The organism is Streptomyces asiaticus (genome assembly GCF_018138715.1).
GTDB classification, from domain to species: domain Bacteria; phylum Actinomycetota; class Actinomycetes; order Streptomycetales; family Streptomycetaceae; genus Streptomyces; species Streptomyces asiaticus.
Window position 1 is genome coordinate 2221547 of the sequence record NZ_JAGSHX010000006.1, and the last position, 18019, is coordinate 2239565.

Consider the following 18019-nt stretch of genomic DNA (forward strand, 5'->3'; position numbering starts at 1 on the left):
CGTATGGGACGACCGCGCCCCCGCTAGCCCTCCTTCGCCTTGGCCGCCGCGTCGATGGCGGCCAGCGAGCGGCGCACTTGGTTGCGGTCGGTGGTGTACCAGAATTCCGGCATGGACTTGCGGAGGAACGAGCCGTAGCGGGCCCGCTCGACCCGCGGGTCCAGAACGGCGACGATGCCCCGGTCGCCCGAAGCCCGCACCAGCCGGCCGGCGCCCTGGGCCATCAGCAGCGCGGCATGGGTCGCGGCGACGGCCATGAAGCCATTGCCCCCGGCCTCCTCCACCGCCTTCTGGCGGGCACTCATCAGAGGGTCATCGGGACGGGGGAAGGGCACCCGGTCCATCACCACCAACTGGCAACTCGGCCCCGGCACATCGACGCCCTGCCAGAGGGACAGCGTGCCGAACAGGCAGGTCCTGGCGTCGGCGGAGAAGGAACGGATCAGCTCGCCCAGCGTCTCCTCGCCCTGGAGGAGGATGGGCATGTCCAGACGCCCACGCAGGTCCTCCGCGGCCGCCTGGGCGGCGCGCATGGACGAGAACAGCCCGAGCGTACGACCACCCGCGGCCTCGACCAGCTCGGCGAGCTCATCGAGCATATCGGCGCGGCTGCCCTCGCGGCCGGGCTGGGCGAGATGCTTGGCGACGTAGAGAATCCCCTGCTTGGAGTAGTCGAAGGGCGAGCCGACGTCGAGACCCTGCCAGCGCGGCGCGGTCTCCTCGCCGCCCTCCGGGTCCTGCGGGCTCTCGGGGGCGAGACCGAGTGAGGCCGCCACCCCGTTGAAGTCCCCGCCCAGCTTGAGCGTGGCGGAGGTGAGGACGACGGACCGGTCCTCGAACAGCTTCTCGCGCAGCAGCCCGGACACCGAGAGCGGGGCGACACGCAGCGAGGCGCCGAAGCGATCGTGCCGCTCGTACCAGACCACGTCGTACTCGGACGCTTCGACGATCCGCTCGGCCACCTGGTGGATGTTCTCCACGGCGCCCAGCGCCTGCTTGCGGACCGCGTCCTCGTCCTTGACCGAGGCGTCCCGTGTGGCGCCGAGCGCCGAGATCACCGTGCGGGCCGCGTCGCGCAGCGCCATCAGCACATAGCCGAGGTCCTCGGGGATCTTCTCGAGGCGGCCGGGCAGGGCGAGCTCCATCAGCCGCTCGAAGCCCTCGGAGGCGGTCTGGAGGGCGTCCGCCGCCTGTTCGTTGACCAGCTTCGCGGCACGCCGCACGGCGCGGTTGACCTGGCCAGGGGTGAGCTCTCCGCTGGCCACGCCGGTGACCCGGGAGACCAGCTCATGGGCCTCGTCGACGATCAGCACCTCATGGCTGGGCAGCACGGGGGCGCCCTCGATCGCGTCGATGGCGAGCAGCGCGTGATTGGTGACGACGACATCGGCGAGCTTGGCCCGCTCACGGGCGGCCTCGGCGAAGCACTCCGCGCCATAGGCGCACTTGGACGCGCCGAGGCACTCCCGGGAGGTGACCGATACCTGGGACCAGGCGCGGTCCGAGACACCGGGGGTCAGATCGTCCCGGTCGCCCGTCTCGGTATCGTCCGACCAGTCGCGCAACCGCAGCAGGTCCTTGCCGAGCTTGCTGGTGGGCGCGGCGGCCTCGAACGGGTCGAAGAGCCCGGCCTCATCCGCGTCCTCCTGCGGGACGCCCTCGTGGAGCCGGTGCAGGCACAGATAGTTGGAGCGGCCCTTGAGCATGGCGAACTCGGGGCGACGGCGCAGCAGCGGATGCAGCGCCTCCACGGTGCGGGGAAGGTCGCGCTCGACGAGCTGCCGCTGCAGGGCGAGGGTCGCCGTGGCGACGACGACGCGCTCGCCGTGGGCGAGGGCGGGCACCAGGTAGCCCAGGGACTTTCCGGTGCCAGTACCGGCCTGGACCAGCAGGTGGGAGCTGTCGTCGATCGCCTCCGCCACCGCTTGGGCCATGGCGGTCTGGCCAGGGCGCTCGGTGCCGCCGACGGCGGTTACGGCGGCGTGCAGCAGATCTTCGAGTGGAGGCGAGGACGATTCAGTCATAGGGCTGCCAGCCTAAGGGGCGGCACCGACATCACTCCTGTCGGTGTGGTCGGTGACGGACGGTTTCGGCCGGGGCGGGGTTCGGGCGGGGTTCCGGCGGGGCGGGGTTCGGGCGGATCTTCGCTCCGTGGCACGGCGGTTCCGCGCCGCGTGGGAACCGGGACCGGGCGAGCGGTGTATCAACAGTGGAATCTCGCATCGAGGCAGATGGATCACCGGGGGGCACGGATGGTTGCGGAGGCTCACAGGACGTGTCGCAAGGCACGGTCGCGCAGCATCAGCGCGGCGCGTTTGCCGGGGAGTTCGACTTCCGCGGAGAAGCGGAAGCCGGCACCGAGGAAGGCGGCCACGGAGGGGGTGTTGCGGAGATCCGGTTCCGCCACGACCCGGGTGCAGGACGGACGGTGCTCGAGGACGAGGTCGGCGGCCGCGCGGAGCAGGGTCGTCCCCAGGCCACGCCCGCGATCGCTGACCCGGCCGATGAGCAGATGGATACCCGTGTCGTGCGGCCGGGCCGGGTAGTACCGCGCGAGGGGGTCCAGATCGGCGCGGTACACCTCCCAATAGCTCATCGGGACGCCGTCCAGGACACCCAGACAGGGCACGCTGCGCCCATCGCCGTCGAGCTGGTCCCCAAGGTGGCTCGCGGTGGCCTCCTCGGGGCCGTCGAGCTCCCAGAAGGCGGCCACGGACGGGTCGTTCATCCATTGCGCGATGAGCCGCAGATCGCGCCCAATACGGACCGGGACGAGCTGGAAGGTGCCCAACGGGATGTTGGTGGGCCCCCATTCGACGATGTGGTCGAGCAGATCCGGCCGGTCGTCGGCCTCCGAACGGGCGGAGTCCAGGTCGATGAGTCGTGCGACGTCCTCTTCCTGGCGCAGCCGCATGTCGATGGTGTCGTCGGTGCTAGAGCTCGTACTGGAGTCGGTGTGCGGCACGGCGATGCTCTCCTCTCAAGGGTCTGGGCACGTCGGGAGGGACGTGGCGGTGAGGGGCGTGATCGCGGGTCGCGGAGTCAGGCCATGGGGGTGACAGCGGTGGAGCCGGAAGGCGAGACAGACATGGAAAGGGGGTTGGGGATGGTCACATAGACGGACTGGGTGTCCACCGGTCCCACGAGCTCGTCCAAGCCGCGCAGCCGCGTGAGCAGGTTGGCCTTGCAGCGCAGGGTGGGTGTCTCCAGGAGCCGGGCGGGAAGCGGTGAGCGGGTACTGCCGGGGCCGGACGCGGCTTCGGCGAGGAAGCGGCGGAACGCGGCCAGCAGGACGCGTTCGTCGACGAGTCGCTGGGATCCGAAGGCGCCGATCAGTCCGAGGACGTTGTTGACACCCAGGTAGTAGGCGAACCGCTCATCGGTGACCTCGTCGGAGACGAAGGTGTCGCTGCGGCCGCCGATACCGGGCAGCCGGCGCTGGAGTTCGGCGTGCCGGGACGCCCGGAAGTAGTAGCCCTGGTTGTCCCGGTAGCGGCCGCCGACCGGCCAGCCGTCGGGGTCCAGCAGCACCAGAGTGTTCTGCTGGTGCGCCTCGAGCGCGATCCCGGCCTCTCCGTCCAGCCAGAGCAGGGGGCGTACGACCGTGTGCAGATAGCGCAGGAACCACTCCGTGCCGACGGCCGCGGTGGAACGGCCGGTTCGATCGGCGAGCCGGGCGACGAGGTGGGCGAGCCGGGAGCGCATCACCGGCTGTCCGGGCCAGGGGCGCGGCGCGAGGAGTCCGGCGACGCAGACGGCGTCGTCGCCGGGGCCGAACGGGTTGTGCCGGATGACAACGTCGAGGCCGGTCAGGGGTTCGCCATCCGGTCCGTCGACGGCGAGCCAGGCCGGGTCCCGGACGATGTCGAAGCCCGGGAAGCCGGGGAAGGCCGCCCGCCACTGCTCGGCCAGTCCGCTGCGGAGCAGCCGGTGCACCTCGACACCGCGGCGGAGTTCCTTACGGAGATTCTCACGACGGGAGTTGGTGATCCGCAGACCGAGGGAGAGTTTCAGCATGGCGGGAGCGCCGGGTCGGTAGACGGTGCGGACCGAGGAAGTGGGGTGCCAGGGCCCACCGGACGGCCCGAGGTCGTGCAGCAGGCCGGCGTCGAAGAGCGCGGCGATCTCCGGACGGTGCCGGATCTCGCGAGCCTGCCAGGGATGCAGGGGCAAGGGCACGCTTCCGGTGGGCAGTTGGAGGCCGCCGCCCGCCAGGGAGAGGGCGAGCCGCTCTGCGGGCACGGTCCGGCCGCGCTCCGTCCACGCCGACTCACAGGCCAGTGCGGACCGGCCGACCGCGATCCAGTGAAGGGGGAAGGAGCCACGCGTTTCCGGTGAGCAGACGGTGGATTCGGAGTCGGAGAGGCCCTCGCGGCTCTTCGGCGTGGGATGCAGGGGGTGACCGAAGAGGAGGGACTGTTCGGCGCTGAGGAACGGGGTGCTCGTGCTCGGATCGGCGGGTGTGGCCCGGCGGAGGGTGAGGAAGAGGGCGGTGCGTCGCACGGAGTCCGCGACACGGCCGACGAGTTCGGTGGCGTCCGCATCGGGGTCGTCCCGCCGCGCGCTGTACGTCGCCTCGCGGGTGAGCAGGGCCGCGAGGGTGACAGCGCCGACAGCGGGCGCGTCATGGGGCCCGTGCTCCAGCAGCGGCGGGCCGAAGCGGTGCCAGCCGGTGGGCGACCAATAGCGCACCGGGACGAGCAGGACGGTTCCGCTGGCGGCGAGGGGAATGCGCAGAGTGTCCCCGTCGGTGCGCACGAGGCCGCTCTCGCGAACCCAGCAGCGCAGCAGGTTCTCGACGGCAGCGGCGTCGGCCGCGCTCTGCGGGTCGGGGTCGTCGAGCGGATCCGCACAGAATTCGCGGGGGCCGGCCTCGCGGGGGCGGTTGTCCGGCGACGCTTCATGGCCGTCGTGGTTCTGCCGGGGCACGGCCGTCGTGGCGAGGGGCGGCCCCTGGGCGGGCGGCCGCGGCGCGGGCGGTTCGTCCGCCGAGGGCTCCGGGGCAGGTGGCTGAGGTGCTCCCGTTCCCGCTCCCGCCGCGCCGGCGCGCGGCGCCATGGCGGGCGATGCCGCCGGGGGCAGTGGCACGGGTGCCGGGCGCGGTGACACCGCCGGTGACGCCGCTGTTGGGGGCGATGGCGGCGCTGGGGAGGCCGTCTGGTCACCGGCGGCCCTCGTGGCACTGGACGGTGCCCTGACCGTCGAGACCATCGTGGATGGGGCGGGCGGTGGGACGGGCGGTCTTGCCGCCTCGTCCGGGGGAGGTGCTGTGTGGGGCGGGTGCGGGAGGGGCGGCGGAGAGCCAGGGCGGGCGGAGTCGTCGGGGCCGGTCAGGGCGCCGGGCACGGGCTGCGGTTGGGGAGGCAAGGGGGCTCCCCCGGAGGTGTGCGGCATGGTGGGTGTGGCGCGGGCGTCACGGCGTTCACATCCTGGGCCCGGCGCCTGCCTCCTTCGGTGGTGCGATGGCGGTGCGGTCGTACGGTGCGGGACGCGTCACCGGTGGTCTCCGGCGAGCGGCGGGGCGAATGGGGCAGCGGGGTGGAGGAGTTCGCGGGAGCGGGCTCCGGCGATGCGGTTCGCCGCGTCCAAGGCGTCCGTGAGCCGGTCCAGGACGGCCTCTGTCTGCTCATCGGTGATGGTGAGTGGAGGGAGAAGGCGGATCACCGCGCCGTGGCGTCCGCCGAGTTCGACGATGAGCCCACGCCGCAGGCACTCCTGCTGAACGGCCGCCGCGAGCTCGGGATCGGCGGGCAGAGCCGCCGCACGCGCGTCACCGGCGTACGGTGCTCCCCCGCCCAGCGCCCCGCCCGCACCCTCGCCTTGAGCGCCCATCCGCCGGGCTCCCTCGCGCGGAGTCATCTCATAGGGGGCCACCTCGCTCGGGGATGCTTGGTGCGGGGATGTCTGGTGCGGGGGTGCCTCACTCGGGGGTGCCTGGTGCGGGGGTGCCTCGCTCGGGGATGCGCAGTCCGGGGATCCCTCGCGGTCGGCGTTCGCCGCGGACCCGGTCCCGGCGGCATACCCGGCCCCCGCAGCGTGCCCGACGGGCGTTGCGTTCCCTGCCTCCCTCGCGGGTCCAGCCTCAGGGTCCACCAGTTCCAAGCCGATCATGAGGCCGCGGCCGCGTACGTCTCCGATCCACCGGCGCCCGGTGGCGAATTGGCGTAGCCGGTCCAGCATCCGTGCGCCGACCGTCGTCGCGCGTTCGGCGAGGTTGTTCTCGCGGACGTGGGCGAGGGTCGCGGCGCCCGCGGCCATGGCCAGTTGGTTACCGCGGAAGGTGCCCGCGTGGGCTCCGGGGGGCCAGACGTCGAGGTCCTCGTGGTAGACCACGACGGCCAGCGGCAGGCCACCGCCGATGGCCTTCGACAGCACCATCACATCGGGCACCACCCCGCTGTGGTCGACCGCCCAGAAGGCCCCGGTGCGCCCGACGCCGGTCTGGACCTCGTCCGCGATGAGCGGGATGGAGCGGGCCGCGGTGATGTCGCGCATCCGGCGCAGCCAGCCGTCCGGGGCCGGGATCACCCCGCCCTCGCCCTGTACGGGTTCGAGGATCATCCCGGCCGGGTCGGCCGCCCCGCCCTTGGGGTCGTCGAGCAGCTTCTCGGTCCAGCGCGCGGAGAGTTCGGCACCGTGCTCCCCGCCGACTCCGAACGGGCAGCGGTAGTCGTACGGAAAGGGCAGCCGGGTCACACCGGACGACCCGGACGACGGGGCGCCGCCGGAGGCGGCCAGGGCTCCGGCCGTCATGCCGTGGTAGGCCCCGGAGAAAGCGAGCACGCCGTCGCGCCCGGTGGCGGTCCGCACCAGCTTGAGCGCGGCCTCGACCGCGTCCGTACCCGCCGGTCCGCAGAACTGCACCCGCGCGCGGGCGGCCAGTCCGGGCGGCAGGGTGGCGAACAGCTCGTCCGTGAAGGCGTCCTTGACCGGTGTGGCCAGATCCAGGACCTGCAACGGCGCCCCCGCGTCCAGGACTGCCCGGATCGCGTCCAGCACCACCGGGTGGTGGTGCCCCAGGGCCAGCGCACCGGCCCCGGAGAGACAGTCGAGATAGCGGCGGCCGTCGCCCCCTTCGACCGTCATCCCCCGGGCGCGCACCGGAACGACGGGCAGCGCCCGGGCGTAGGTGCGGGCTGCGGACTCACGCAGCGCCTGGCGCCGCAGAATGCCCTGAGCGGCGCCGCCGTCGTCGGAGACGGCGGCCAGGGCCATCGGCGGGAGCTGGGTCACGGCCACGCGTCTCAGTCCTCCTGCTGCTGAACACCCTCCGGCTGTCCCCCGTACGTACCAACGACGCGTGGCGCTCTGGATCACGGGCTGGGCGAAGATCCTTGCGGCCGGGAACCGAGGACCCGCTCGCAGCCGTCGTAGGCGGCACCGGCATAGTGGGATACCACCCCATTGCCGGGGCGGTGCATGACAATTCCACACAGGCCTAGAGCAGCTCAGAACCTCAGGGGGAGTCCCACCCATGCCATCCAAACGCCGACCCGTACTGGCCGTGGCCGCCATAGCCTCGGTTCTGGCGCTCACCGCCACCGCGTGCGGCTCCTCGGACGAGACCACCGACGCCAAGCCGACCGCGTCGTCGGAGCAGCGGGGCGTGGGCGACATCAAGCTGCCCGACAACCTCAACGACAAGTTGAAGAACCTCGGCATCGATCTGGACCAGTGGAAGAACGGCGCCTGGAACAAGTGGGACAAGGACGACTGGCTGCGCGAGGCCGGTGACTTCATCAACCCGATCATCAAGGGCCTGTGGAAGCCGGACCGGATGCGCGAGGCGCAGGAGCCCGACAAGCCGGTGGACGACAGCGACATCGCGGACGACCAGGGTGTGACCGACCCCGACCCGCAGCCCGTCGCGGCCAAGGAGGTCACCAGCCCGTACAGCTCCAAGGTCCCCTACGCGGGCAAGGTCTTCTTCGACGGCCCCGAGGGCTCGATGGTCTGCTCCGCGACGGTGGTCGAGGACCCGGCGCACCCCGGCAAGTCCAACCTGGTGTGGACGGCGGGCCACTGCGTCCACGCGGGCAAGGGCGGCGGCTGGTACAAGAACCTGATGTTCGTGCCCTCCTACAACGACGCGGGCAAGTCGCAGGCGGAGCTGGAGAACGCCACCAAGGAGGAGCTGGCTCCCAAGGGCGTCTGGTGGGCCGACTGGGCGCAGACCTCCTCGCAGTGGATCGACAACGGCGCGGCCGTGGGCGGTAAGGGCGCTCCGTACGACTTCGCGGTGATGCATGTGAAGCCGGAGGCCAGCGGCGGCAAGTCGCTCGAGGAGACGGTGGGCGGCGCGCTGCCGGTCGACTTCAACGCCCCGGCGGTGAAGTCCATCGACGAGATCACGGCCACCGGCTACCCGGCCGCCCCGCCGTTCGACGGCCAGAAGATGAACCAGTGCGCGGACAAGCCGGGCCGGCTCTCCCTGGACGCCAAGCAGCCGACGATGTACCGCATCGGCTGCACCATGACCGCCGGCTCCTCCGGCGGTGGCTGGGTCGCCGACGGCGCGGACGGCAAGCCGGCGCTGGTGTCCAACACCTCGATCGGCCCGTCCAACGCGACCTGGCTGGCGGGCCCGCATCTGGGCCCCGAGGCGAAGGGCGTCTACAGCGCGGTCAGCAAGAAGTTCGCGAGCCAGTGACCCGGCTGAGCCGGTAGCCGTCAGGCAGCCGTCCATCCCAGGGCGAGGGCCCGCCCCCGGAATTCCGGGGGCGGGCCCTCGTCGTGCGGGTGTCATAGCCGACGCGGTGACGCCGGTATGACTGGCTGACTAGCGCTGTCCGGCGGCCGTGGCCGGGATGAAGCGCCGCAGCTCCGCCGCGAGCTCCTCGTGCACGCGCGCCTTGAGCAGCGTGCCCTCGGGGGTGTGCTCCTCGGAGAGCACCTCGCCCTCGGCGTGGGTGCGCGCGACGAGCTTGCCGTGGGTGTACGGCAGCAGCACCTCGATCTCGACCTGGGGCCGGGGCAGCTCCTCGTCGATCACCGCGAGCAGCTCGTCGATGCCCAGCCCGCTCCGGGCCGACACCGCCATGGCGCGCCGCTCCATGCGCAGCAGCCGCTGCACAACGAGCGGATCGGCCATGTCCGCCTTGTTGATCACAACGATCTCGGGCACGTCGACCGCGCCCACATCCCGGATCACCTCGCGGACGGCGGCCAGCTGCTCCTCCGGCGTCGGATGCGAGCCGTCCACCACATGGAGGATCAGATCGGCGTCGCCGACCTCCTCCATCGTGGAGCGGAACGCCTCCACCAGGTGGTGCGGCAGATGCCGGACGAATCCGACGGTGTCCGCCAGCGTGTAGAGCCGCCCGCTGGGGGTCTCGGCCCGGCGCACGGTCGGGTCGAGGGTGGCGAACAGCGCGTTCTCCACCAGAACGCCCGCGCCGGTGAGCCGGTTGAGCAGCGAGGACTTGCCCGCGTTGGTGTATCCGGCGATGGCGACCGAGGGGACCTTGTGGCGCCGGCGCTCCTGCCGCTTGATGTCGCGGCCGGTCTTCATCTCGGCGATCTCGCGGCGCATCTTCGCCATCTTCTCGCGAATGCGGCGCCGGTCCGTCTCGATCTTGGTCTCACCGGGCCCACGGGTGGCCATACCGCCGCCCGAGGATCCGGAGCCACCGCCACCCATCTGGCGGGACAGCGACTGACCCCAGCCTCGCAGCCGCGGCAGCATGTACTGCATCTGGGCGAGCGAGACCTGCGCCTTGCCCTCTCGGGACTTGGCGTGCTGGGCGAAGATGTCGAGGATCAGGGCGGTCCGGTCGACCACCTTGACCTTGACGACGTCCTCGAGGTGGATCAGCTGCCCGGGGCTCAGCTCACCGTCGCAGACCACGGTGTCGGCACCGGACTCGACCACGATGTCACGCAGTTCCTCGGCCTTGCCGGAGCCGATGTAGGTGGCGGGATCCGGCTTGTTGCGCCGCTGGATCACACCGTCGAGCACCAGGGCGCCGGCGGTCTCGGCGAGCGCGGCGAGCTCCGCCAGGGAGTTCTCCGCGTCCCGCACCGTGCCGGAAGTCCATACGCCGACCAGCACCACGCGCTCCAGGCGCAGCTGCCGGTACTCGACCTCGGTGACGTCCTCGAGCTCGGTGGACAGCCCCCCCACACGCCGCAGCGCGGCACGGTCGGAGCGGTCGTACTGGTCGCCGTCACGCTCCTCGTCGATCTCGTGACTCCAGGCGACGTCCTCTTCCATCAGGGCGTCGGCCCGAAGGCTCTCGGCGAGGCGCTGCCGGTCCTGCGGAAGGGAAGAGGAGTGGGTCAAAGGAATCCTTACGTCGTGGAATACCGTCACTGTCGACAACGCGTGGCGGGCCCGCGGGATTCCCCCGCCGGGGCCGACCACGGACGCCGACCCCTTGATGGTCGCACGCGGCGGGCGGGTCGTCACCCGGGTTTCACGGCCCATGGCACCGCGTAACGTACCGCGTGCCGCCCCGCCCGCGCGCCGGGCAGCGCGGCGCCCTTCGTGGTCTCCTTCTCCGTCTGCTTCCAGTCGGGGTGTCCCGGCATCGGCGGCGTCTTCCTGCCGTACAGCCACGGACGGAGGAATCCGCTGAGATCGTGCCCCGCCACGGCGGAGGCCAGCCGGACGAAGTCGGCGGTCGAGGCCACTGCGTCGCGGTGGCGCAGCACCCATTGCCGCTCCAGCCGCTCGAAGGCGGCCCGGCCGATCCGCTGCCGCAGCGCGTACAGCACCAGCGCGCTGCCGTCGTAGACCACCGGGCGGAAGATGCCGATCGGCTGACCGGGGTCGGCGGCCTCGGGGGCCGCGGGCGGCCCTCCCTCGGCCCGCCAGGCGTCGGACTGCCCGTACGCCTTGCGCATCCGCCGCTCCAGGCTCGCCTTACCGCGCTCATCGGCGTACAGCGCCTCGTACCAGGTGGCGTGGCCCTCGTTGAGCCACAGATCGGACCAGCGGCGCGGGCTGACGCTGTCGCCGAACCACTGGTGGGCCAGCTCATGCACCATGATCGACTCGATGTACCACCGGGGCAGCTGATCGCTGGTGAACAGATCGCGCTCGAAGAGGGAGAGCGTCTGGGTCTCCAGCTCGAAGCCGGTGGTGGCGTGGGCGATCAGCACGCCGTAGGTCTCGAAGGGGTAGCGCCCGGCCTTCTTCTCCATCCAGGCCAGCTGCCCGGGGGTGCGCGCGAGCCACTTCTCCAGCCGTGCGCGGTCCGCCGCGGGGACGACGTCGCGCACCGGCAGCCCATGGGGCCCGGTGCGGCGCGGCACCGCGGAGCGGCCGATGGAGATCTGCGCCAGCTCGGTGGCCATGGGGTGGGCGAGGCGGTACGTCCAGGTGGTGCGCGCTCCCTTGCGGACGCGCTGTACGGGCAGTCCGCCCGCGACGACCGTAAGGCGCTTCGGAGCGGTGATCCGGAAGGTGAAGCGGGCCTTGTCGGCGGGGTGGTCGTTGCACGGGAAGACCCGGTGGGCGGCGTTGGCCTGGTTGGCCATGGCCAGCCCGTCGCTGGTGCGGACCCAGCCGCCGTTCGTGCCGCTCCGCGGATCGCTGGTGTGGCGGACGGTGACCCGGAAGGCGGCACCCCTACGGAGGGGGGCTCGCGGGGTGATGACCAGGTCCTCACCGGCCTTCGCGAACCGGGCCCGCGCTCCATCGACCCGCACCGAGTCCACGGCGCCCTGGGCGAAGTCGAGGTTGACGGTGCGCAGCGGGGCGGTCGCGCGCGCGTCGATGGTGGTGACGGCGTCGAGCGGCCGGTCCTGACGGTGGTAGGCGAACGCGATGTCGTACGCCGTGACGTCGTACCCGGGGTTCCCGAGCTGCGGGAAGAGGGGGTCGCCGATGCCCAGGGGACTCGGATGCGCGGGGGACACCGGTCCCGCGGCGGAGGAGGGGCCGACCGCGAGGAAGACCGCGGCCATCGCGGCGGCCACCGGCGCGGTCCTGCGGCGCCGGGTGCACGGCGGCCGGGGGCGGCGCCCCGAAGAAAGCGTCATGCCCTACGGCTACCAGCGCCCCGGCGCCCGCGCAGTCGCTCCCGGCCTTGATCCACCCGAAGGAGTTCAGACGGCCCGACCGTGGTCAGGAAAGGGCCGCTCAGGATCGCGCCCGCCCGTCAGTGCGCCGCGGCCATGCTGCGGCCCTCGCGCGTCACGTCGTAAACCCCGGGGACGTTCCGCATGGCCCGCATCAGCGTGGGCAGCCTGCCCGCGTCGGGCAGCTGGAGTGTGTAGGTGTGCCGGACCCGCTGCTCACGGGGCGGTTCGACGGCGGCCGCCACCACCTCCGCGCCCTCGGCGGCGATGGCCTCGGTGAGATCCGCGAGCAGGTGCGGCCTGCTGAACGCCTCCGCGAAGAGGGTCACGCGATAGTCGCCGCCCCCGTCCCCGTCGTCCTCGTCCGCCCAGCGCACTCCGACGGCCGTGCGCCCGGCCGAGATCATCCGCGCCACTCCGGGGCACCGCTCGCGGTGCACGGTGACGGCGCCGCCGCGGACCGCGAAGCCGGTGATCGCGTCGGGCGGCACCGGGGTACAGCAGCGGGCGAGCCGTACGGTCGCACCGGGCAGGTCGACGACGATGCCCGCCTCGGGGCGGCCCGCACCGGTCGACGCGGGGGCGACGGTCTGGCCGCCGTGCGAAGCCTGCGAGCCCCGCGTGGCCTGCGCGTCCCGCGTCTCCTGGCCGTCCTGGCCGTCCTGCCTGTCCTGCCCGTCGTGGTCGGTGAGCTCGGAGGCGGACTCCGGCGCCTCGGCGGGCTCCCGGAGCTCGTGCTGCGACGCCGGATGAGCGGCCAGCCAGCGGTTGATGGCGATGCGGGCGGCCGGGGTGCGGGCGTGGTCGAGCCACTCCGGCGAGGGGCCGTGGGAGGCGGTGTCCCGGGAGTCGCTCGCCATCAACAATTGCAGGGTGTCGCCGTCGCGCAGCACCGTGCTCAGGGTCGCGATCCGGCCGTTGACCCGGGCGCCGATACAGGAGTGCGCGTCGTCGCCGTACAGGGCGTACGCGGCGTCCACACAGCTCGCGCCCGCGGGCAGGCCGAGCGTCCCGCCGTCGGAGCGGAAGACGGTGATCTCCCGGTCCTGGGCGAGGTCATCGCGGAGCGAGGTCCAGAAGATGTCGGGGTCGGGGGTGGCGCTCTGCCAGTCGAGCAGCCGGGACAGCCAGCCGGGGCGGGTGGGGTCGGCCCGCTCGCCCTCGGGGGCGTCCACACCCTCCGTCGGGGCGTACGGATTGCCGAGGGCGATCACTCCGGCCTCGGCGACCCGGTGCATCTGGTGGGTACGGATGAGGACTTCGGTGACCTCGCCGTCGCGCCCGGCCACGGCCGTGTGCAGCGACTGGTAGAGGTTGAACTTGGGGACCGCGATGAAGTCCTTGAACTCCGAGATCACCGGGGTGAAGCAGGTGTGCAGTTCGCCGAGGACCGCGTAGCAGTCCGCGTCGTCGGCGACCAGGACGAGAAGGCGGCCGAGGTCGGTGCCGGTCAGCTCGCCGCGCTTGAGCCCGACCCGGTGGACGGAGACGAAGTGCCGTGGCCGGACCAGGACTTCGGCGGTGATGCCCGCCTCGTGCAGCACGCCCCGTACGTCCTCGGCGGCCTGGGCCAGCGGATCGGGGCGGCCGGCGTGGGCCTGGAGGAGCTCGCGGGTCCGCGCGTACTCCTCGGGGTGGAGGATGGCGAAGACCAGGTCCTCGAGCTCGGTCTTGAGCGCCTGCACCCCGAGCCGCTCGGCGAGCGGGATCAGCACATCGCGGGTGACCTTGGCGATGCGCGCCTGTTTCTCGGGGCGCATCACGCCGAGGGTGCGCATGTTGTGCAGCCGGTCGGCGAGTTTGATCGACATCACCCGGACGTCGTTGCCGGTGGCGACGAGCATCTTGCGGAAGGTCTCGGGCTCGGCCGCCGCACCGTAGTCGACCTTCTCCAACTTGGTGACACCGTCGACGAGAAAGCGGACCTCCTCGCCGAACTCCTCCCCCACCTGGTCGAGGGTCACCTCGGTGTCCTCGACGGTGTCGTGGAGCAGCGAGGCGGTCAACGTCGTGGTCTCGGCGCCCAGTTCGGCGAGGATCAGTGTGACGGCCAGCGGATGGGTGATGTACGGCTCACCGCTCTTGCGCATCTGGCCGCGGTGGGAGGACTCGGCCAGGACATACGCCTTGCGGAGCACATCCAGATCGGCTCCGGGGTGGTGGATGCGATGGACCTTGGCCACATGCTCGATCGCGTCCGGCAGCCGACCGCGGGAGGCGGACCCGAGCAGGGCGGCCCGGCTGAACCTGCGGAGATTGCGCAGGTCGATGCGGGGGAGGCCGCGCCTGCGACCGAACGGGGCCTGGTCGGTGGCCTCTGCGCTCATGGGCAACCTCCGGCGGCGTCGAGCGTCAACCGGCGTGGGTACTCCCCCGGGGCCGGTGCTTGATGCTATCGAGCCCATCACGCACGGCCGACCGGCTCTCGCCCAGAGTGAAACGGATCACCCATTCGAGGGAAGTGTCAGCCGAGGTCCGTGCCCAGCCAAGAGGGATCGATCTCCCCCTCGGCCACGATCACGGCAGGGCCGGTCATCTCCACCGTACCGTCCGGCCGTTCACTGATGACAAGCCGCCCTCCGGGAACGTCCACGGTGTACGTGACGGGGTGCCCGGTGACGGCCGGATCGGCCCCGTCACGGCGGGCGGCGGCGACCATCACGGCGCAGGCGCCGGTGCCGCAGGAGCGGGTCTCGCCGGAGCCGCGCTCATGCACCCGCATCGCGACATGGCGCGGGCCGCGGTCGACGACGAATTCGACGTTGGTGCCGTGCGGGTACACGGCGGCGGGGCGCACAGCGGGGGCCGTGAACAGATCACCGGCCTGGGCGAGGTCGTCGACGAAGGCGACCGCGTGCGGATTGCCCATGTTCACGTTGCGCGCGGACCAGCTGTGGTCACCGACCGTGACCGTTACTTCCCCTTCGGGACCGGGCTCGGGCAGCGCGGCCTCGCCCATCTCCACGGTGATCGGGCCGTCGGACCCGGCCGTGGCCTCGCCCGGCCGGGCGGCGTCACCGGCGTCCTTGGCGATATGGGCCCGGCGCACCCCGGCCCGGGTGGCGATGGCGAGATCGCCCGCCTCGACCAGCCCGGCGCGCTGAAGGTACCGGGCGAAGACGCGGACTCCGTTGCCGCACATCTCGGCGATGCTGCCGTCGCTGTTGCGGTAGTCCATGAACCATTCGGCCTGGTCGGCCATGGTCCGCGCCTCGGGGTGTGCCGAGGACCGCACGACCCGGATCAGGCCGTCACCGCCGATACCGGCGCGGCGGTCGCAGATCCGGGCGACGGTGGTCGCGGACAGCTCCAGACGGCCGTCCAGGTCGGGGACGATGACGAAGTCGTTCTCGGTGCCGTGCCCCTTCAGGAAGGCCAGCCGTGGTGCGGTGCTCATTCCTCGATCCTACGGGGCTCCGCCCGCACCGGCCCCCGGCGCCCGGCCCGCCTGGGGGAACCACTGGCCGGAGGGCCTGAGCAGGTCGGAGGAAGTCCGCTACGGTTCGGGCAGCGCCCCGAAGGGGCGCGGGGCCGTGTCGATGTGCGGCTCCGCCGCGCGGGCGCGACCAGCCACGACGGCGCCGCAGTCGACCGACGACGCATCGCGACACTTCCCGCGGAGCGCTCAGCGGAGCCGGGCCACGCGCCAGAAGGTGAGGGCGGCCAGCAGCGCCACGATCGCCACATAGAGCACGACGAAGCGCCAGTCCGGGCGGCGTCCGGAGCCTCTGGGGGGCAGGCCCGGCCAGGTGTAGCCCACCCGGCGGGCGGCCATCAGGCCCCAGCCCGCCGCACAGCTGCTCAGCAGCAGGCCGAGCATGGCCACGACCGCCCCTCCGTCGCCGAACTCGAAGGCGAGCGGGAAGGCGAACATCAGCGAGCCGAGGATGGCCAGGGCGACGATCGGCGCGATCTGCCAGATCCGCAGCCGGCGCGGCGGGCGCAGCTCCCTGAAGGACTCCCCGGAGACCGCGCCCGCGCCGGCCTCGCCCTCGGAGCCGTCCTCGAGGACCGGCGCGCCGGGTTCGTGGAGCCCTCCGGCCTCATCGGGGCCGTCCGGGCTCAGCGGCCGCGCGTCTCCGTGCGGCGATTGCTGCGATGCGTCGCGAGGGCCGGCCTCCATCGCCACACGCCCTCCCAACTCCAGACACCACGGCACGATCGGAGCTTGATGATGGCATGCCCGCCGGGGCCCGAATGACGAGCTGAGCTTCCCGATGCCATGACGTGATCAGGCTGTGACCGCCCGTTCAACCAACGCGAGCGCGCTCGCCAGGAGTTCCCCTCTGCGGTCGGCCGCTCCGCTGAGCCAGTGGACCCTGGGATCGCGGCGGAACCAGGAGTCCTGACGGCGTGCGAACCGCTTGGTGGCGCGCACGGTTTCGGCCCTCGCCTCCTCCTCGCCGCACTCTCCCGCGAGCGCGGCGAGCACTTGCTGATAGCCCAGCGCGCGGGAGGCGGTACGGCCGGAGCGCAGCCCGGCGTCCTCCAGCCGGCGGACCTCCTCGACCAGCCCGGCGTCCCACATCCGGTCCACCCGCAGGGCGATCCGCTCATCCAGCTCGGGCCGCTCGACGTCGACGCCGATCTGAAGCGTGTCGTAGACCGCCTCGTGCCCGGGCAGATTGGCGGTGAACGGGCGGCCCGTGATCTCGATGACCTCCAGCGCCCGGACCACCCTGCGGCCGTTGCTGGGCAGGATCGCGCGCGCCGCCTCGGGGTCGGCGTCGGCGAGCCGGGCGTGCAGGACCCCGGAGCCCCGCTCCTCCAGCTCGGCCTCGAGCCGGGCCCGGACGGCGGGGTCGGTGCCCGGGAACTCGAGGGCGTCGATGGCCCCGCGGATGTAGAGGCCGGAGCCGCCGACCAGGACGGGGGTGCGGCCCTCGGCGAGCAGGCGGTCCATCTCGGCGCGGGCCAGCCGCTGGTACTCGGCGACGCTCGCGGTCTGGGTGACGTCCCAGATGTCCAGCAGCCGGTGCGGCACCCCCTGCCGCTCGTCCTCCGTCAGCTTGGCGGTGCCGATGTCCATGCCCCGGTACAGCTGCATGGAGTCGGCGTTGACGACCTCGCCGTCGAGGTGTCTGGCGAGTGCGACGCCCAGATCGGACTTTCCGGCCGCAGTGGGGCCGACGACGGCGATGACTCGCGGCGGATGGCCTGCAGTATTCACCGGGCCAGTCTCGCAAATGCCCCGGGGCTCCTCGAATGAGCGACGTGACGGGGCACCGCCGGGTTCGTTGCCTGTTGCGAGGTTCCGAGGGCCGGTTCGGGGAATCGGCCGCCGCGCGCCGCGCAGTCGCCGCGCACCGCACAGGGGGAACTCCGGGCGCCAGGGGGCTTCGCCCACGCGAGTTTCGCCCACACGAGTAAGGTATGGAGTAGATATGGGCGTGTTTTCCAGGTTTCGTCGTGTGTCGAAGGAGGCGAGCCGTTCGTCCGAGGAGGCACCCTCCGTGCGGGACGCCCAGGCCACGGCCGACGCCATGACGGCGGAGACCGAGTCCGGGACCACCGATGGGGCTGAGACCGCGCGGAGCGGGAAGGAGAACCCGGCGGGTGAAGGCGCCGGGATCCCCAAGCAGCAGTCCGCGGCCGAGGCGGCCGACAGCGAGACCGGCGAGAGCGCCCGCGCATAGGCAACCGACGAGGGTAGGTGGCACATGGGCCTGATGGACAATCTCAAGGCCAAGGCCGGTCAGATGAAGGGCAAGGCCGGCAGCTTCGCGCAGCAGCACGAGGCCAGGATCGAGCGGGGCCTGGAGAAGGCGGCCAAGTCGGTCGACACCAGGACCAAGGGAAAGTACAGCGCCAAGATCGAGACTGGCACGGGCAAGGCGAAGGACGCTCTCAACCGCCTCTCGCAGATGGACGAGCGCAAGCCCAAGCACAAGGGCGACGCATAAGACCGGCCAAGCAGACAAGGCGCAGAAGACGGGGGCGGGCCATGCCGGGCCCGGACCGGCCGGCCCCGTCGGTACGCGGCCGTGGAGCGTGG

General features: G+C 72.2%; 13 protein-coding genes. 3 read left to right on the forward strand and 10 right to left on the reverse strand.

The features are described from left to right. Nucleotides 1-23: 23 nt before the first annotated feature. The 4 genes from KHP12_RS17030 to KHP12_RS17045 form a co-directional block, all read right to left on the reverse strand. Entirely contained in the window at nucleotides 24-2024 is a 2001-nt protein-coding gene (locus tag KHP12_RS17030) for an ATP-dependent DNA helicase (RefSeq protein ID WP_086879277.1), read from the reverse strand. 242 nt (nucleotides 2025-2266) lie between these two features. Then, nucleotides 2267-2965: a GNAT family N-acetyltransferase gene (locus KHP12_RS17035; RefSeq protein WP_086879278.1), complete on the reverse strand. Its 699-nt coding sequence runs from the start codon at nucleotides 2963-2965 to the stop codon at nucleotides 2267-2269. Between the two features lie 77 nt (nucleotides 2966-3042). Next, entirely contained in the window at nucleotides 3043-5058 is a 2016-nt protein-coding gene (locus KHP12_RS17040) for an IucA/IucC family protein (RefSeq protein ID WP_244202452.1), read from the reverse strand. 435 nt (nucleotides 5059-5493) lie between these two features. After that, a complete protein-coding gene (locus KHP12_RS17045) occupies nucleotides 5494-7239 on the reverse strand; it encodes a diaminobutyrate--2-oxoglutarate transaminase family protein (protein WP_372455201.1) in 1746 nt (581 codons plus the stop codon). A 235-nt stretch (nucleotides 7240-7474) separates the two neighbouring features. Here KHP12_RS17045 and KHP12_RS17050 point away from each other — a divergent pair, with 235 nt between their 5' ends. Further along, nucleotides 7475-8650, forward strand: coding sequence for a trypsin-like serine peptidase (locus KHP12_RS17050; protein ID WP_210609990.1), 1176 nt, complete (start codon nucleotides 7475-7477; stop codon nucleotides 8648-8650). 129 nt (nucleotides 8651-8779) lie between these two features. Here the strand turns inward: KHP12_RS17050 and hflX are convergent, their stop codons facing one another. The 6 genes from hflX to miaA form a co-directional block, all read right to left on the reverse strand. Then, nucleotides 8780-10282, reverse strand: a complete 1503-nt coding sequence (gene hflX / locus KHP12_RS17055) for a GTPase HflX (RefSeq protein WP_037958208.1) — start codon at nucleotides 10280-10282, stop codon at nucleotides 8780-8782. Between the two features lie 122 nt (nucleotides 10283-10404). Continuing rightward, the gene (locus KHP12_RS17060; protein WP_372455202.1) at nucleotides 10405-11985 is read right to left on the reverse strand and encodes a M1 family metallopeptidase; all 1581 of its coding nucleotides are present in this window, start codon (nucleotides 11983-11985) and stop codon (nucleotides 10405-10407) included. A 119-nt stretch (nucleotides 11986-12104) separates the two neighbouring features. Next, the gene (locus KHP12_RS17065) at nucleotides 12105-14351 is read right to left on the reverse strand and encodes a RelA/SpoT family protein (protein WP_086880843.1); all 2247 of its coding nucleotides are present in this window, start codon (nucleotides 14349-14351) and stop codon (nucleotides 12105-12107) included. Between the two features lie 137 nt (nucleotides 14352-14488). Then, nucleotides 14489-15421 carry a diaminopimelate epimerase gene (gene dapF, locus KHP12_RS17070; protein ID WP_086880842.1) on the reverse strand — a complete coding sequence of 311 codons (933 nt, stop codon included), beginning with the start codon at nucleotides 15419-15421 and terminating at the stop codon, nucleotides 14489-14491. A 228-nt stretch (nucleotides 15422-15649) separates the two neighbouring features. Continuing rightward, a complete protein-coding gene (locus KHP12_RS17075) occupies nucleotides 15650-16147 on the reverse strand; it encodes a hypothetical protein (protein ID WP_037958202.1) in 498 nt (165 codons plus the stop codon). Nucleotides 16148-16255: 108 nt separating this feature from the next. After that, nucleotides 16256-17194: a tRNA (adenosine(37)-N6)-dimethylallyltransferase MiaA gene (gene miaA / locus KHP12_RS17080; protein WP_086880841.1), complete on the reverse strand. Its 939-nt coding sequence runs from the start codon at nucleotides 17192-17194 to the stop codon at nucleotides 16256-16258. A 241-nt stretch (nucleotides 17195-17435) separates the two neighbouring features. Here miaA and KHP12_RS17085 point away from each other — a divergent pair, with 241 nt between their 5' ends. Together KHP12_RS17085 and KHP12_RS17090 are read left to right on the forward strand one after the other, a co-directional pair. After that, complete coding sequence (locus tag KHP12_RS17085) at nucleotides 17436-17660, forward strand: gliding motility protein (RefSeq protein ID WP_308016812.1); 225 nt, start codon at nucleotides 17436-17438, stop codon at nucleotides 17658-17660. A gap of 24 nt (nucleotides 17661-17684) precedes the next feature. After that, entirely contained in the window at nucleotides 17685-17927 is a 243-nt protein-coding gene (locus tag KHP12_RS17090) for an antitoxin (RefSeq protein ID WP_037958196.1), read from the forward strand. Nucleotides 17928-18019: the final 92 nt, after the last annotated feature.

Coding starts and splice junctions, on each gene's coding strand:
- KHP12_RS17030 (WP_086879277.1), bottom strand. CDS start 2,024: ATGACTGAATCGTCCTCGCCTCCACTCGAAGATCTGCTGCACGCCGCC.
- KHP12_RS17040 (WP_244202452.1), bottom strand. CDS start 5,058: ATGGCGCCGCGCGCCGGCGCGGCGGGAGCGGGAACGGGAGCACCTCAG.
- KHP12_RS17050 (WP_210609990.1), top strand. CDS start 7,475: ATGCCATCCAAACGCCGACCCGTACTGGCCGTGGCCGCCATAGCCTCG.
- KHP12_RS17060 (WP_372455202.1), bottom strand. CDS start 11,985: ATGACGCTTTCTTCGGGGCGCCGCCCCCGGCCGCCGTGCACCCGGCGC.
- KHP12_RS17065 (WP_086880843.1), bottom strand. CDS start 14,351: ATGAGCGCAGAGGCCACCGACCAGGCCCCGTTCGGTCGCAGGCGCGGC.
- dapF (WP_086880842.1), bottom strand. CDS start 15,421: ATGAGCACCGCACCACGGCTGGCCTTCCTGAAGGGGCACGGCACCGAG.
- KHP12_RS17075 (WP_037958202.1), bottom strand. CDS start 16,147: ATGGAGGCCGGCCCTCGCGACGCATCGCAGCAATCGCCGCACGGAGAC.
- KHP12_RS17090 (WP_037958196.1), top strand. CDS start 17,685: ATGGGCCTGATGGACAATCTCAAGGCCAAGGCCGGTCAGATGAAGGGC.